9 protein-coding genes and 4 pseudogenes are annotated in these 16,603 nt (G+C 68.3%); all 13 read right to left on the bottom strand.

The features are described 5' to 3' along the window. Positions 1-18 precede the first annotated feature (18 nt). Positions 19-300 (bottom strand): 30S ribosomal protein S19, encoded by a 282-nt coding sequence (gene rpsS, locus BJF80_RS02595; protein ID WP_022925296.1) that lies wholly within the window; start codon positions 298-300, stop codon positions 19-21. A 20-nt stretch (positions 301-320) separates the two neighbouring features. Continuing rightward, the gene (rplB, locus tag BJF80_RS02590) at positions 321-1,157 is read right to left on the bottom strand and encodes a 50S ribosomal protein L2 (protein WP_075811120.1); all 837 of its coding nucleotides are present in this window, start codon (positions 1,155-1,157) and stop codon (positions 321-323) included. A 35-nt stretch (positions 1,158-1,192) separates the two neighbouring features. Then, positions 1,193-1,498, bottom strand: a complete 306-nt coding sequence (gene rplW, locus BJF80_RS02585; protein WP_022925294.1) for a 50S ribosomal protein L23 — start codon at positions 1,496-1,498, stop codon at positions 1,193-1,195. Continuing rightward, the gene (gene rplD, locus BJF80_RS02580) at positions 1,495-2,142 is read right to left on the bottom strand and encodes a 50S ribosomal protein L4 (RefSeq protein WP_022925293.1); all 648 of its coding nucleotides are present in this window, start codon (positions 2,140-2,142) and stop codon (positions 1,495-1,497) included. The genes rplW and rplD overlap by 4 nt, the downstream gene beginning before the upstream one ends. Before the next feature lie 7 nt (positions 2,143-2,149). Next, a pseudogene (rplC, locus tag BJF80_RS02575) lies at positions 2,150-2,814 on the bottom strand (50S ribosomal protein L3). Positions 2,815-2,831: 17 nt separating this feature from the next. After that, a complete protein-coding gene (gene rpsJ, locus BJF80_RS02570; RefSeq protein WP_006946210.1) occupies positions 2,832-3,140 on the bottom strand; it encodes a 30S ribosomal protein S10 in 309 nt (102 codons plus the stop codon). Positions 3,141-3,426: 286 nt separating this feature from the next. Continuing rightward, complete coding sequence (locus tag BJF80_RS02565) at positions 3,427-4,116, bottom strand: hypothetical protein (RefSeq protein ID WP_022925291.1); 690 nt, start codon at positions 4,114-4,116, stop codon at positions 3,427-3,429. 146 nt (positions 4,117-4,262) lie between these two features. Continuing rightward, positions 4,263-5,456: an elongation factor Tu gene (tuf, locus tag BJF80_RS02560; RefSeq protein WP_075811119.1), complete on the bottom strand. Its 1,194-nt coding sequence runs from the start codon at positions 5,454-5,456 to the stop codon at positions 4,263-4,265. 114 nt (positions 5,457-5,570) lie between these two features. After that, positions 5,571-7,673, bottom strand: coding sequence for an elongation factor G (gene fusA, locus BJF80_RS02555; RefSeq protein WP_075811118.1), 2,103 nt, complete (start codon positions 7,671-7,673; stop codon positions 5,571-5,573). 54 nt (positions 7,674-7,727) lie between these two features. Then, positions 7,728-8,198 carry a 30S ribosomal protein S7 gene (rpsG, locus tag BJF80_RS18080; RefSeq protein WP_058890627.1) on the bottom strand — a complete coding sequence of 157 codons (471 nt, stop codon included), beginning with the start codon at positions 8,196-8,198 and terminating at the stop codon, positions 7,728-7,730. Beyond that, positions 8,198-8,570, bottom strand: a pseudogene (gene rpsL / locus BJF80_RS18075) (30S ribosomal protein S12). Before rpsL ends, rpsG begins: the two are co-directional and overlap by 1 nt. Before the next feature lie 380 nt (positions 8,571-8,950). Further along, a pseudogene (locus BJF80_RS02540) lies at positions 8,951-12,875 on the bottom strand (DNA-directed RNA polymerase subunit beta'). Between the two features lie 115 nt (positions 12,876-12,990). Beyond that, positions 12,991-16,463: pseudogene (gene rpoB / locus BJF80_RS02535) on the bottom strand (DNA-directed RNA polymerase subunit beta). Between the last annotated feature and the right edge of the window lie 140 nt (positions 16,464-16,603).

Raw genomic sequence — 16,603 nt, 5'->3', positions numbered from 1 at the left:
TGCTGTTCGTGGTGGTCGTCATCGCCGGCGACCCTTCCTGTCGTCCTTCTCGTGACCCTTGAACGTGCGGGTCGGAGCGAACTCACCGAGCTTGTGACCGACCATCGACTCGGTCACGAAGACCGGGACGTGCTTGCGGCCGTCGTGGACCGCGAGGGTGTGGCCGAGCATGTCGGGGGTGATCATCGACCGGCGGGACCAGGTCTTGATGACGTTCTTGGTTCCGGCCTCGTTCTGCGCGTCCACCTTCTTGGTGAGGTGGCCGTCGACGAACGGGCCCTTCTTCAGGCTGCGAGGCATTCTTCGGACTGCTCCTAAACTCAGCGCTTCTTGCCGGTCCGGCGACGGCGCACGATGAGCTTGTCGCTGGGCTTGTTGGGCTTGCGGGTACGACCCTCGGGCTGGCCCCAGGGGCTCACCGGGTGGCGGCCACCGGAGGTCCGGCCCTCTCCACCACCGTGCGGGTGGTCGACCGGGTTCATGACGACACCGCGGACGGTCGGGCGCTTGCCCTTCCACCGCATGCGGCCGGCCTTGCCCCAGCTGATGTTGCTCTGCTCGGCGTTGCCGACCTCGCCGATCGTCGCGCGGCAGCGCGCGTCGACGTTGCGGATCTCGCCGGAAGGCATCCGGAGCTGGGCCATCGAGCCCTCCTTGGCGACCAGCTGCACGCGGGCACCGGCGGAGCGGGCGATCTTGGCTCCCCCACCGGGCCGCAGCTCGATGGCGTGGATGACGGTACCCACCGGGATGTTGCGCAGCGGCAGGTTGTTGCCGGGCTTGATGTCCGCGGACGGGCCGTTCTCGACCGTGTCGCCCTGCTTCAGCCGGTTCGGCGCGATGATGTAGCGCTTCTCGCCGTCGGTGTAGTGCAGCAGCGCGATGCGGGCGGTGCGGTTGGGGTCGTACTCGATGTGCGCGACCTTGGCGTTCACGCCGTCCTTGTCGGCCCGACGGAAGTCGATGACCCGGTAGGCGCGCTTGTGGCCACCACCAATGTGCCGCGTCGTGATGCGACCCGAGGTGTTGCGGCCGCCCGTCTTGGACAGCGGCTTGACCAGCGACTTCTCCGGGGTGGAGCGGGTCACCTCGACGAAGTCGGCCACGCTCGAGCCACGGCGGCCCGGCGTCGTCGGCTTGTACTTGCGAATAGCCATTCTCGAAAGTCCTCTAGCTTCTCGTGTCCCGGCGCTCAGAGCGTGCCGAAGATGTCGATGGAGCCCTCACGGAGCGTGACGATGGCCCGCTTCGTGTCCTTGCGCCGCCCCATGCCGAAGCGGGTGCGGCGGGCCTTGCCCTGGCGGTTCATCGTGTGCACCGAGGAGACCTTGACGTCGAAGATCGACTCGACGGCCTTCTTGATCTCCGACTTGTTGGCGCGGGGGTCGACCAGGAAGGTGTACTTCCCCTGGTCGAGCAGCGCGTAGGACTTCTCCGACACGACCGGCGAGAGCAGGATGTCCCGCGGGTCCTTCTGGGTGCTGAATGCAGTGCTCACTCGGTCTCCTCGGCAGTCGCGGCGGGGCCGGAGATGAAGGTGTCCAGGGCCGCCTGGGTGAAGACCACGTCGTCGGCGCACAGCACGTCGTAGGTGTTGAGCTGGTCGACGAAGAGCACGTGGACCTCGGCCATGTTGCGCACGCTGCGCAGACCGAGCTCGTCCGCGCGGTCCAGGACCACGAGGAAGTTCGGGCGGTCCGAGAGCGCCAGCAGCGCCGTGCGGGCGGTCTTCGTCGACGGGGCCTCCCCCTCGACGAGGGCGGACAGGACGTGGATACGCCCGTGCCGCGCCCGGTCGGACAGCGCACCGCGCAGGGCGGCGGCCTTCATCTTCTTGGGGGTCTTCTGGGCGTAGCTGCGCGGCTGCGGCCCGTGGACCGTGCCACCGCCGGCGAACTGCGGCGCCCGGGTCGAGCCCTGACGGGCGCGACCGGTCCCCTTCTGGCGGTAGGGCTTGCGGCCACCGCCGCGGACGGCGCCGCGGGTCTTGGTGGCGTGGGTGCCCTGGCGCGCCGCGGCGAGCTGCGCCACGACGACCTGGTGGATGAGCGGCACGTTGGTCTGCACGTCGAAGAGCTCGGCGGGCAGGTCCACGGTGCCGGCGTCACCGCCTGCGGGCTTGGTGATGGTGATGGTGGTCATAGCTGGTTCACGCACCCTTCGCGGCCGTGCGCACGAGGACGACGCCGCCGCGGGGGCCGGGGACGGCACCCTTGATGAGCAGCAGGCCCTTGTCCGCGTCCACGGCGTGGACGGTCAGGTTCGAGGTGGTCTGGCGCTCGCCGCCCATGCGGCCGGCCATGCGCAGGCCCTTGAAGACGCGGCCCGGGGTGGCGCAGCCACCGATGGACCCCGGCTTGCGGTGGTTGCGGTGGGCACCGTGCGAGGCGCCGACGCCGGAGAAGCCGTGACGCTTCATGACGCCCGCGAAGCCCTTGCCCTTGGTGGTGCCGGTGACGTCCACCTTCTGGCCGCCCTCGAAGGCCTCGGCCGTGATCTCCTGGCCGAGCTCGTAGTCGGCGGCGTCGGCGGTGCGCAGCTCGGCGACGTGCCGGCGGGGGGTGACCCCGGCCTTGGCGAAGTGCCCCTTGAGCGGCTGGGTCACCTTGCGCGGGTCGATCGCCCCGAAGGCGATCTGGACCGCGTCGTAGCCGTCGGTCTCGGCGTTGCGCACCTGGGTGACGACGGCCGGACCGGCCTTGATGACCGTGACCGGGACCAGGCGGTTCTCGCGTCCCAGACCTGGGTCATGCCGAGCTTCTCGCCGAGGACGCCCTTGAGGGTGCGCGTCGTGGTCGATGCAGTGGTTGCCATAGTCATCGTCGTCACACTCACAGCTTGATCTCGATGTTGACGTCCGCCGGGAGGTCGAGACGCATCAAGGAGTCGACCGCCTTGGGGGTGGGGTCGACGATGTCGATCAGCCGCTTGTGGGTGCGCATCTCGAAGTGCTCGCGGCTGTCCTTGTACTTGTGCGGCGACCGGATGACGCAGAAGACGTTCTTCTCCGTCGGCAGCGGCACCGGGCCGACCACGGTGGCGCCGGCACGGGTCACCGTGTCAACGATCTTGCGCGCCGAGCTGTCGATGACCTCGTGGTCGTACGACTTCAGCCGGATGCGGATCTTCTGTCCCGCCATCGCTTGTCTGACTCTCTCTCGTCGTCCATCTGGAACATTCGTGGGCCGACCGTCGGGCACGGGTGGCCACCGACCCCCGCGGTCGGGCGTGTCGCGCCTCCCGCGGACGTCACCCATGGATCTCTCCATCGATCTGGGCGGTGTCCGTGCCCGGCTCGGCCGGGGCCGGCGCTGCCGTCGCCCGCGTCCGTGTCAGGGATGCGTGCTGGACGGCCGGCGACGCGCACATGGGTGCACGCCGCGCGCCAAGCAACCTGTCTAGTGTGCCACGAAGCGCGGCAGCACCTCAAATCGACCCTGGCGGGGGCGGCCCGGCGAGGGTGTTCCCCTCCCCCAGCAGCTCGGTCAGCTCTCCCGGGGTCCACGCGGCACCCACCGCCGGGCTGCGTCGGAGGTACCTCACCACCTCGTCGAGACTGAGCCGGTGCGCGTCCACGAGCCCGCTCGCGATGGTGCGGAGGTAGGCCGGGGCCGGGGCGTTCTCCGACAGGTCGGTCGGGCGGTCCGCGGTGAAGGTGAGGACGGGACGGCCCTCGAGGTCACCCACGTGGTGCACCGTCTCGTAGCGCCCCGGGCCGTACGCGTGCCGCCCGGCGCGCAAGGTCGGCGTCAGGTCGAGCGCGGCGCCGGGGGCACGCCGCATCTCCTGGGCGACGACATCGGCGAACTGCTCGTCGGTGAGGAGGTAGGCGCGGGCCAGGACCTCCGGGCCCTCCCCCTCCTCCGGCTCCGCCCCGGACGGCCGCCCCTCGCCACCGCTCGCCTCGTAGAAGGCGATCCCCCCGCCCCACGTGGGCGAGGTCCACCCGAACCGGAGCTGTCCGGGCAGGTGGTAGGCGACGTCGTCCCGCGGCGCGGCGGCGTCACGGGCGCCCGCGTAGGTGCGGTGCGCCCCGTCGGGTCGACCGCCCTGCAGGTAGCGCAGGAAGCGGCCGCGGTGCAGGTTGGACCCGTAGGCGGCATACCAGACGAGCACGAGGCCTCCTGGACTCGGGAGCGGTCCACCGTCCGGCACTGTAGTGCGACGACGTCGTGTCGTCCCGGCGCCGGCCGGTCCTGGTCGGGACGCGCGAAGGCCCCCGTCACGGATGACGGGGGCCTTCGCGACCGTGAGGGGTCAGATCACTTGAGGATCTTGGTGACCCGGCCGGCACCGACGGTGCGGCCGCCCTCGCGGATGTTGAACATCAGGCCCTCCTCCATGGCGATCGGCTGGATCAGCTCGACCTTCATGTCGGTGTTGTCGCCGGGCATGACCATCTCGGTGCCCTCGGGCAGGTGCACGACACCGGTGACGTCCGTGGTCCGGAAGTAGAACTGCGGACGGTAGTTGTCGTAGAACGGCGTGTGCCGGCCACCCTCGTCCTTGGACAGGATGTAGGCCTGCGCCTCGAACTCGGTGTGCGGGGTGATGGTGCCGGGCTTGACGATGACCTGGCCGCGCTCGACGTCCTCGCGCTTGGTGCCACGCAGCAGCAGGCCGACGTTCTCACCCGCACGGCCCTCGTCGAGCAGCTTGCGGAACATCTCGATGCCGGTGACGGTCGTCTTGCTCGAGCCGGGGCGGATACCCACGATCTCGATCTCCTCGTTGACCTTGAGGATGCCGCGCTCGATACGACCGGTGACGACGGTGCCACGACCGGTGATCGTGAAGACGTCCTCGACGGGCATCATGAACGGCTTGTCCAGGTCGCGCTCCGGCTCCGGGATGTACTCGTCCACGGAGTCCATGAGCTCGAGGATGGTGTTGGCCCACTCCTCGTCGCCCTCCAGCGCCTTGAGCGCGGAGACCTTGACGACCGGCAGGTCGTCGCCCGGGAACTCGTAGGAGGAGAGCAGCTCGCGGACCTCCATCTCGACGAGCTCCATGATCTCCTCGTCGTCGACCATGTCGGCCTTGTTCAGCGCCACGACGATGTAGGGGACGCCGACCTGACGGGCCAGGAGGACGTGCTCCTTGGTCTGCGGCATCGGGCCGTCGGTGGCGGCGACCACGAGGATCGCACCGTCCATCTGGGCCGCGCCGGTGATCATGTTCTTGACGTAGTCGGCGTGACCGGGGCAGTCGACGTGCGCGTAGTGACGCTTCTCCGTCTGGTACTCGATGTGCGCGATCGAGATCGTGATCCCGCGCTGCTTCTCCTCGGGCGCCTTGTCGATGGAGTCGAAGGGCGAGGCCTGGTTCAACTCCGGGTACTTGTCGTGCAGCACCTTGGAGATGGCAGCCGTGAGGGTGGTCTTGCCGTGGTCGATGTGACCGATGGTGCCGATGTTGACGTGCGGCTTGCTCCGCTCGAACTTGGCCTTCGCCACTTTCGTGTCCTCCTGTTGGACTCGGGATGTGCAGTCGTCACCGGCTCGGTGCCGGTGCCGACGTCTGGGATGGGTGTTGCTCGGTCCATCACTCCGCGGACGGAGTGAGCGGGCTCACTCGCCGCGGACCTTCTTGATGATCTCCTCGGCGACGTTCTTGGGAACCTCGGCGTAGGAGTCGAACTGCATCGTGTAGTTGGCACGACCCTGGGTCCGGGACCTGAGGTCACCAACGTACCCGAACATCTCGGACAGCGGCACCACGGCCTTGACGACCTTGGCACCGGAGATGTCCTCCATGGACTGGATCTGGCCACGGCGGGAGTTGAGGTCGCCGATGACGTCCCCCATGTAGTCCTCCGGGGTCCGGACCTCGACGGCCATCATCGGCTCGAGCAGCACCGGGTTGGCGCGGCGAGCGGCCTCCTTGAAGGCCATCGAGCCGGCGATCTTGAACGCCATCTCGGAGGAGTCGACGTCGTGGTAGGCGCCGTCCAGCAGGGTGGCCTTGATGCCGACCACCGGGTAGCCGGCCTGGATGCCGACCTGCATGGCGTCCTGGATGCCCTGGTCCACCGAGGGGATGTACTCCTTGGGGACACGCCCACCGGTCACCGAGTTGTCGAACTCGTAGAGCTCGCCCTCCGCGGTGTCCAGCGGCTCGAAGGTCAGCTGGACCTTGGCGAACTGACCCGACCCACCGGTCTGCTTCTTGTGGGTGTAGTCGTACTTCTCCACGACCTTCTTGATGGTCTCGCGGTAGGCGACCTGCGGGGCGCCGACGTTGGCCTCGACCTTGAACTCGCGCTTCATGCGGTCCACGAAGACGTCCAGGTGCAGCTCGCCCATCCCGCCGATGACGGTCTGACCGGTCTCCTCGTCCAGCCGGACGGTGAAGGTGGGGTCCTCCTGGACCAGCTTCTGGATCGCGGTGGACAGCTTCTCCTGGTCGCCCTTGGTCTTGGGCTCGATCGCCACGTGGATGACCGGCTCCGGGAAGCTCATGGACTCCAGCACGATGTGCTGGTTCATGTCCGAGAGCGTGTCACCGGTGGTCGTGTCCTTGAGGCCGATCATCGCGTAGATGTGACCGGCCGACGCGGTGCCGACAGGGTTCTCCTTGTTGGAGTGCATCTGGAACAGCTTGCCGATGCGCTCCTTGCGGCCCTTGGTGGCGTTGTAGACGGGCTGACCGGCGTCGATCTTGCCCGAGTAGACGCGCACGTAGGTCAGCGTGCCGAAGAACGGGTGCGTCGCCACCTTGAAGGCCAGGCCGGAGAACGGCTCGGTCGAGTCGGGGCGACGGGTCAGCTCGACGCTCTCGTCGCTGGGGTCGTGGCCGATCATCGGCGGGACGTCCAGCGGGGAGGGCAGGTAGGAGATGACCGCGTCCAGCATGGGCTGGACACCCTTGTTCTTGAAGGCGGAGCCGCACATGACCGGGTAGGCCTGGCTGTTGACGGTCATCGCGCGGATGCCGGCGACCAGCTCCTCCTCGGTGAGCTCGCCCTCTTCGAGGTACTTCTCCATCAGCTCGTCGGTGGCCTCGGCGACCTGCTCGACGAGCGTCTCGCGGTACTCCTCGGCCTTGGCCTGGAGGTCGGCGGGGATGTCCTCGACGACGTAGTCCTCACCCTTGGCGACCTCGCCGCGCCAGGTGAGGGCACGCATCTTGATGAGGTCGACGACACCGATGAAGTCGCTCTCGGCGCCGATCGGCAGCTGGATCACCAGCGGGGTCGCCCCCAGGCGGTCCTTGATGGTCTGCACGGTGAAGTAGAAGTCGGCCCCGAGCTTGTCCATCTTGTTGACGAAGCAGATGCGGGGGACGTCGTACTTGTCCGCCTGCCGCCAGACGGTCTCGGACTGCGGCTCGACGCCCTCCTTGCCGTCGAAGACGGCGACGGCACCGTCGAGCACGCGCAGGGACCGCTCCACCTCGACGGTGAAGTCGACGTGCCCCGGGGTGTCGATGATGTTGATCTGGTTGTCTTTCCAGAACGTCGTCGTCGCGGCGGAGGTGATCGTGATGCCACGCTCCTGCTCCTGCTCCATCCAGTCCATCGTGGAGGCGCCGTCGTGCGTCTCACCGATCTTGTAGTTGATGCCGGTGTAGAACAGGATCCGCTCGGTGGTCGTCGTCTTGCCGGCATCGATGTGCGCCATGATGCCGATGTTGCGGACCTTGTTGAGGTCCGTGAGGACGTCGAGTGCCACAGTCTCTCTTCTCTGGTCGGGTCTTCGTCGGGAGGGGGTGAACCGCGGTGTCGCTTACCAGCGGTAGTGCGCGAACGCCTTGTTGGCGTCGGCCATCTTGTGGGTGTCCTCGCGGCGCTTGACCGCGGCACCCAGACCGTTGCTCGCGTCGAGGATCTCGTTCATGAGGCGCTCGGTCATCGTCTTCTCGCGGCGCTGCCGGGAGTAGCCGACGAGCCAGCGCAGCGCGAGCGTGGTGCTACGGCCGGGCTTGACCTCGATCGGGACCTGGTAGGTCGCACCACCGACGCGGCGGGACTTGACCTCCAGCGCCGGCTTGACGTTGTCCAGCGCACGCTTCAGTGTCTGCACGGGGTCGGTGCCGGTCTTGGCCCGGCAGCCCTCGAGGGCGCCGTAGACGATGCGCTCGGCGGTCGCCTTCTTGCCGTCCAGCAGGATCTTGTTGACCAGCTGGGTGACGAGGGTCGAGCCGTAGACCGGGTCGTTGATGAGGGGGCGCTTCGGAGCGGGGCCCTTACGAGGCATTACTTCTTCTCCTTCTTGGCGCCGTAGCGGGACCGGGCCTGGTTGCGGCCCCGGACGCTGGGTGTCCAGGGATCCGCGGATGATCTTGTAGCGGACACCGGGGAGGTCCTTGACCCGGCCGCCGCGGACGAGCACGATCGAGTGCTCCTGGAGGTTGTGACCGACGCCCGGGATGTAGGCCGTGACCTCCACGCCGCTGGTGAGGCGCACACGGGCGACCTTGCGCAGGGCGGAGTTCGGCTTCTTGGGGGTGGTCGTGTAGACGCGGGTGCAGACGCCTCGGCGCTGCGGGTTGCCCTTGAGGGCCGGGGAGTTGGTCTTCTTGACCTTGTCCTGCCGGCCCTTGCGGACGAGCTGGTTGATCGTAGGCACTGAGTCTCCGTCAGTCGTCGTTGGTCCTCGCTCGCCGCGCGGCCGTGCCGGCCCCGCGGGTCACGCTCCTAGGGTTGGGCCTGTCTTCGACACCCGAGGTCGGGCGTGTCGGACACGCTGCTCTCCCCTGCACTTCCCGCCCGGCGCCCGGACGCCCGGTCGTGCGGGGCCAGGGCCGGGGCGGACTGCCCGGCGAGAGATGGGTGCCGGCGTGAGGCGCCGACGCGTGCGCAGGACCTAGCCCACGCACGACTCTCCAGAGTACCGGCCTCGCGGCACGCGGACAAATCCTCGCAGGACCGCCACGGGCGGGTATGCCGAGCACCGGCATACCCGCCCGTGCGTGCGCGGTCGACGCGTGGCGCCGACCGGTCCCCGCGTCAGTAGCGCGGCTCGTCCATGGGGACGTCGTCGAGACGGACGGCCTCGCCGCTGCCCTGGCCGAAGGTGCCGGCGTAGTCGAAGTCCTCGTAGTCCGGGACGGCGTACGCGGCGGCCTTGGCCTCCTCGGTCGGCTCCACCGTCAGGTTGCGGTAGCGCGTCAGGCCGGTCCCCGCGGGGATCAGCTTGCCGAGGATGACGTTCTCCTTCAGACCCAGCAGCGGGTCGCTCTTGGCCTCCATCGCGGCCTCGGTGAGGACGCGGGTGGTCTCCTGGAAGGAGGCCGCGGAGAGCCAGGAGTCGGTCGCCAGCGAGGCCTTGGTGATGCCCATGAGCTCGGGACGGCCCGAGGCGGGACGACCGCCCTCGGAGACGACCCGTCGGTTCTCGGTCTCGAAGCGACCGCGCTCGGCGAGCGTGCCCGGCAGCAGCTCGGTGTCGCCGGCCTCGATGATCGTCACCCGGCGCAGCATCTGCCGCACGATGACCTCGATGTGCTTGTCGTGGATCGACACACCCTGCTGGCGGTAGACGCCCTGCACCTGGTCGACCAGGTGCTGCTGGGTGGCCCGGGGGCCGAGGATGCGCAGCACCTGCTTGGGGTCGATCGCACCGACCACGAGCTGGGTGCCGACCTGGACGTGCTCGCCGTCCGAGACCAGCAGGCGCGCGCGCTTGCTGACCGGGTAGGCATGCTCGTCGCTGCCGTCGTCCGGGGTGAGCAGCAGCCGACGCGTCTTGTCGGTGTCCTCGACCTCGATCCGGCCGGTCGCCTCGGCGATCGGGGCGACCGCCTTCGGGGTGCGGGCCTCGAAGAGCTCGACCACACGCGGCAGACCCTGGGTGATGTCGTCACCGGCCACACCACCGGTGTGGAAGGTGCGCATCGTCAGCTGTGTCCCGGGCTCACCGATGGACTGGGCCGCGATGATGCCGACGGCTTCACCGATGTCGACCAGCTTGCCGGTGGCCAGCGAGCGGCCGTAGCACTTGGCGCAGGTGCCGACCAGGGACTCGCAGGTGAGGACCGAGCGGACCTTCACCTCCTCGACGCCGGCGGCCACGAGCTTGTCGATGACCACGTCGCCGAGGTCGATCCCCGCCTGGGCCAGGACCTCGCCGTCCACCTCCACGTCGGCGGCGAGGACGCGGGCGTAGACCGCGGTCTCGACGTCGTCGTGCTCGCGCAGACCACCCTCGGCGCCGGCCTGGGCGATCGGCATGACGAAGCCACGGTCGGTGCCGCAGTCGTCCTCGCGGATGATGACGTCCTGGCTGACGTCCACCAGGCGGCGGGTGAGGTAGCCCGAGTCGGCGGTCCGCAGCGCGGTGTCCGCCAGACCCTTGCGGGCACCGTGCGTGGAGATGAAGAACTCCAGCACCGACAGGCCCTCGCGGAAGTTGGACTTGATCGGACGCGGGATGATCTCGCCCTTCGGGTTGGCCATGAGGCCGCGCATCCCGGCGATCTGCCGCAGCTGGAACCAGTTGCCTCGCGCACCCGAGGTCACCATCCGGTAGATGGTGTTGTCCTTGGGCATCGAGGTCTCGAGCTCCTTGGCCACCTCGTTGGTCGCCTGGGTCCAGATCTCGATGAGCTCCTGCCGGCGCTCGTCTCGGTGATCAGACCGCGCTCGTACTGGAGCTGGACCTTCGCCGCCTTCTCCTCGTAGGAGGACAGGATCTCGGTCTTGCGCTCCGGCGTCTGCACGTCGGAGACCGCCACCGTGGTGCCCGACCGGGTCGCCCAGTGGTAGCCGGCGTCCTTGAGCGAGTCCAGGCTGGCCGCGACCTGCACCTTGGTGTAGCGCTCGGCGAGGTCGTTGACGATCGCGGAGAGCCGCTTCTTGTCCACGACATCGTCGATGTAGGCGTAGTTCGGCGGCAGCGCGTCGTTGAACAGCGCCCGGCCCAACGTGGTCTCCAGGACGAAGGTGTCGACGACACCGTCCTCGCTGACCTCCGCTCCCTCGGGCAGCTCGAAGCCCTCCGGGGTCGCGGTCTGGTTGAGCCGCAGCCGGATCCGGCTGCCCAGCTCGATCTGGCCGGCATCGAAGGCCATGCGCGCCTCCGCGACCGAGCCGAAGCTGCGCAGGTGCTGCTCGCCGTCCTCGTCCACGAGGTAGGCCGAGCCGGCCTCGCCCCGGGTGCTCTCCGAGGTCAGGTGGAACAGCCCGATGATCATGTCCTGGGTGGGCATGGTCACCGGTCGACCGTCGGCCGGCTTGAGGATGTTGTTGGAGCTCAGCATGAGGATGCGGGCCTCGGCCTGGGCCTCGGCGGACAGCGGCACGTGGACCGCCATCTGGTCGCCGTCGAAGTCGGCGTTGAAGGCGGTGCAGACCAACGGGTGGATCTGGATTGCCTTGCCCTCGACCAGCTGCGGCTCGAAGGCCTGGATGCCGAGACGGTGCAGCGTGGGGGCGCGGTTGAGCAGCACGGGGTGGTCGGTGATGACCTCCTCGAGCACGTCCCACACGACGCTGCGGCCACGCTCGACCATCCGCTTGGCGGACTTGATGTTCTGCGCGTGGTCGAGGTCGACCAGCCGCTTCATGACGAACGGCTTGAAGAGCTCCAGCGCCATCTGCTTGGGCAGACCGCACTGGTGCAGCCGCAGCTGCGGGCCGACGACGATGACCGAACGGCCGGAGTAGTCGACGCGCTTGCCGAGCAGGTTCTGCCGGAACCGGCCCTGCTTGCCCTTGAGCATGTCGGACAGCGACTTCAGCGGCCGGTTGCCCGGCCCGGTGACGGCACGGCCTCGGCGGCCGTTGTCGAAGAGGCTGTCGACGGCCTCCTGCAGCATGCGCTTCTCGTTGTTGACGATGATCTCCGGCGCGCCCAGGTCCAGCAGCCGCTTGAGGCGGTTGTTGCGGTTGATGACACGGCGGTAGAGGTCGTTGAGGTCCGAGGTCGCGAAGCGGCCACCGTCGAGCTGCACCATGGGGCGCAGGTCCGGCGGGATGACCGGGACGCAGTCCAGCACCATGCCGGCCGGCTCGTTCTTGGTCTGCAGGAAGCTGGTGACGACCTTGAGCCGCTTGATGGCGCGGGTCTTGCGCTGGCCCTTGCCGGTCGCGATGGTCTCGCGCAGCGACTCGGCCTCGGCGTCGAGGTCGAAGCTCTCCAGCCGCTTCTGCAGCGCCGCGGCACCCATCCCGCCTTCGAAGTACATGCCGAAGCGGTCACGCATCTCGCGGTAGAGGATCTCGTCGCCCTCGAGGTCCTGGACCTTGAGGTTCTTGAACCGGTCCCAGACCTGCTCCAGGCGCTCGACCTGAGCGTCGGCCCGGCGGCGGATCTGGTTCATCTCCCGCTCGGCGCCGTCCTTGACCTTGCGCTTCGCGTCGGACTTCGCACCCTCGGCCTCCAGCTCGGCCAGGTCGGTCTCGAGCTTCTTGGCCCGCTCCTCCACGTCGGAGTCGCGGCGGTTCTCCAGCGCCTTCTTCTCGGTCTGGATCTGTGCCTCGAGGCTGGGCAGGTCCTGGTGACGACCCTCCTCGTCGACCGAGGTGATCATGTAGCCGCGAAGTAGATGACCTTCTCCAGGTCCTTCGGGGCCAGGTCGAGCAGGTAGCCGAGCCGGCTCGGGACACCCTTGAAGTACCAGATGTGGGTGACCGGGGCGGCGAGCTCGATGTGGCCCATCCGCTCGCGCCGGACGCCCGCCCGGGTCACCTCGACGCCGCAGCGCTCACAGATGATGCCCTTGAAGCGGACCCGCTTGTACTTGCCGCAGTAGCACTCCCAGTCCCGGGTCGGGCCGAAGATCTTCTCGCAGAAGAGGCCGTCCTTCTCGGGCTTGAGGGTGCGGTAGTTGATGGTCTCCGGCTTCTTGACCTCGCCGTGGGACCAGGTGCGGATGTCCTCGGCCGTGGCCAGGCCGATCCGCAGCTCGTCGAAGAAGTTGACGTCCAGCACTATGTGCCTTCTTTCTCAGGTATGCAGTCGAACTCAAGTTTGGTTGGTGCCGGGCCGCCCGCAGACGGGCTGCGCCCGGCGCCTTTCGTCAGGTGTGACAAGGCGCTTCGCGCCGTCACACCTCTTCGACCGAGCTGGGCTCGCGCCGGCTCAGGTCGATCCCGAGCTCCTCGGCCGCGCGGAACACCTCGGTGTCCGACTCGCGCAGGTCGATCTGGCTGCCGTCGGAGGACAGGACCTCGACGTTCAGGCACAGCGACTGCATCTCCTTGATGAGCACCTTGAAGGACTCGGGGATGCCGGGCTCGGGGACGTTGTCGCCCTTGACGATCGACTCGTAGACCTTCACCCGTCCGGTGACGTCGTCGGACTTGATCGTCAGGAGCTCCTGCAGCGCGTAGGCGGCGCCGTAGGCCTCCAGGGCCCAGACCTCCATCTCACCGAAGCGCTGGCCGCCGAACTGCGCCTTACCACCCAGCGGCTGCTGGGTGATCATCGAGTACGGCCCGGTGCTGCGGGCGTGGATCTTGTCGTCCACGAGGTGGTGCAGCTTGAGGACGTACATGTAGCCGACCGAGATCTCGTCCGGGAAGGGCTCGCCGGAGCGGCCGTCGAACAGCTTGGTCTTGCCGCTGGAGTCGATGAGGCGCTGGCCGTCACGCGTCGGCGTGGTGGAGTCCAGCAGACCGACGATCTCCTCCTCGCGGGCGCGTCGAAGACCGGGCTGGCCACGCGGGTGCGCGGCTCGGCGCTGCGGGCGTCGTCCGGGATGAGCTCGGCCCACTCCGGCTGACCCTCGATCGACCACCCCTGGGCCGCGGCCCAGCCGAGGTGCAGCTCGAGGATCTGGCCGATGTTCATGCGGCCGGGCACACCCAGCGGGTTGAGCACGACGTCGACCGGCGTGCCGTCCTCCAGGAAGGGCATGTCCTCGACCGGCAGGATCTTGGAGATGACGCCCTTGTTGCCGTGGCGGCCGGCGAGCTTGTCGCCGTCGGTGATCTTGCGCTTGTTGGCGACGTAGACCCGCACCAGCTGGTTGACGCCCGGGGGCAGCTCGTCGCCGTCCTCGCGGTCGAAGACCTTGACACCGATGACCGTGCCGGTCTCGCCGTGCGGCACCTTCATCGAGGTGTCGCGGACCTCGCGGGCCTTCTCGCCGAAGATGGCGCGCAGCAGGCGCTCCTCCGGGGTCAGCTCGGTCTCGCCCTTGGGCGTGACCTTGCCGACGAGCAGGTCGCCGTCGCGGACCTCGGCACCGATGCGGATGATGCCGCGCTCGTCGAGGTCGGCGAGGACGTCGTCCGAGACGTTCGGGATGTCCCGGGTGATCTCCTCCGGACCCAGCTTGGTGTCGCGGGCGTCGATCTCGTGCTCCTCGATGTGGATCGAGGAGAGCACGTCGTCCTGCACCAGACGCTGGGAGAGGATGATCGCGTCCTCGTAGTTGTAGCCCTCCCAGGGCATGAAGGCCACGAGCAGGTTGCGGCCCAGCGCCATCTCGCCACCGTCGGTCGCGGGACCGTCGGCGAGGAGCTGGCCGGCCTCGACGTGCTCGCCGACGTCCACCCGCACCTGCTGGTTGTAGCAGTTGCCCTGGTTGGACCGGGTGAACTTGTTGATCTTGTAGGACTGGTAGGTCCCGTCGTCGTTCGCCACGGTCACCAGGTCGGCGGACACCTCCTGGACGGCGCCGGCCTTGGCGGCCCGCACGACGTCGCCGGAGTCGAGCGCGGCGCGGTGCTCCATACCGGTGCCCACGAGCGGGGCCTCGGCGCGGACCAGCGGCACCGCCTGCCGCTGCATGTTGGCACCCATGAGCGCACGGTTGGCGTCGTCGTGCTCGAGGAAGGGGATCATCGCGGTCGCCGCGGACACCATCTGGCGCGCGGAGACGTCCATGTAGTCCACCTCGGAGGCGGGCACGTCCACGGCCTCGCCCTCACGGGCACGCACGAGCACCCGGTCGTCGAGGAAAGTGCCGTCGTCGTCCAGCTTGGCGTTGGCCTGGGCGATGACGAAGCGGTCCTCCTCGCCGGCGGACAGGTAGTCGACGACATCGGTGACCTTGCCGTCCTCGACCCGCCGGTAGGGGGTCTCGACGAAGCCGAAGGGGTTGATCCGTCCGTAGGAGGCCAGCGAGCCGATGAGACCGATGTTGGGACCCTCGGGGGTCTCGATCGGGCACATGCGGCCGTAGTGGCTGGGGTGCACGTCGCGCACCTCCATGCCGGCCCGGTCGCGGGACAGACCACCCGGTCCCAGCGCCGACAGCCGCCGCTTGTGCGTCAGCCCGGACAGCGGGTTGTTCTGGTCCATGAACTGGGACAGCTGGCTGGTGCCGAAGAACTCCTTGATGGAGGCGACGACCGGCCGGATGTTGATCAGGGTCTGCGGCGTGATCGCCTCGACGTCCTGGGTCGTCATCCGCTCGCGCACGACCCGCTCCATCCGGGACAGGCCGGTGCGCACCTGGTTCTGGATGAGCTCGCCGACGCTGCGGAGGCGACGGTTGCCGAAGTGGTCGATGTCGTCGACCTCGGCCGGCACCTCGCCGGTCGGGGAGCCGACCTGCTCCTCGCCGGCGTGCAGCGCGACGAGGTACTTGATCGTGGCGACGATGTCGTCGGTGCCCAGCACCGACTCCGACAGCGGGGCCTGCAGGCCGAGCTTCTTGTTGATCTTGTAGCGACCGACCTTGGCCAGGTCGTAGCGCTTGGGGTTGAAGTAGAGGTTGTTGAGCAGCGCCTCGGCCGCGTCGCGGGTCGGCGGCTCGCCCGGGCGCAGCTTGCGGTAGATGTCGAGCAGCGCCTCGTCCTGGTCGGTGGTGTGGTCCTTCTCCAGGGTGAGGCGGATCGACTCGTAGTCGCCGAACTCCTCGAGGATCTGGTCGTTGGTCCAACCCAGCGCCTTGAGCAGCACCGTCACGCTCTGCTTGCGCTTGCGGTCGACGCGGACGCCGACCTGGTCGCGCTTGTCGACCTCGAACTCGAGCCACGCGCCGCGGCTCGGGATGACCTTGGCGGAGTAGACGTCCTTGTCGGAGGTCTTGTCGAGGCTGCGCTCGAAGTAGACGCCCGGGCTGCGCACGAGCTGGGAGACGACCACGCGCTCGGTGCCGTTGACGATGAAGGTGCCGCGCGGCGTCATGAGCGGGAAGTCGCCCATGAAGACGGTCTGGCTCTTGATCTCACCGGTGGAGTTGTTGATGAACTCGGCCGTCACGAAGAGCGGGGCGGAGTAGGTCATGTCCTTCTCCTGGCACTCCTCGACGGAGTACTTCTGCTCCTCGAACCGGTGGTCCCGGAAGCTCAGGGACATGGAGCCGGAGAAGTCCTCGATCGGCGAGATCTCCTCGAAGATCTCCTCCAGACCGGAGGTGGTGGGGATGTCGTCGCGCCCCTCGGCCTCGGCGTCGGCGACCCGCGCCTGCCAGGCCTCGTTGCCGAGCAGCCAGTCGAAGCTGTCGGTCTGGAGGGCGAGAAGGTCCGGGACCTCGAGGGGCTCCCGGATCTTCGCAAAGCTCAGCCGGCCGGAGGGCGTCTGAGCGGTGGACACAGTCTTCTTCGCAGTGCGCGAGGCAGCCAAGGATGGTCCTTCCACGGGCCTAAATGTGTGCGGCGGTCAGGCGTCGCCCGTCTGCTCGCAGAACGCAGCACGAAGTGTCGGTGTCAAGCGCAGCGACGGACCGGCCGGCGCGCGCACCGATCTCTTCGGCGGGATCGAGG

Source organism: Serinicoccus sp. CUA-874 (genome assembly GCF_001942225.1).
Taxonomy (GTDB): domain Bacteria; phylum Actinomycetota; class Actinomycetes; order Actinomycetales; family Dermatophilaceae; genus Ornithinicoccus; species Ornithinicoccus marinus.
This window is presented reverse-complemented; position numbering and strand designations above follow the sequence as displayed.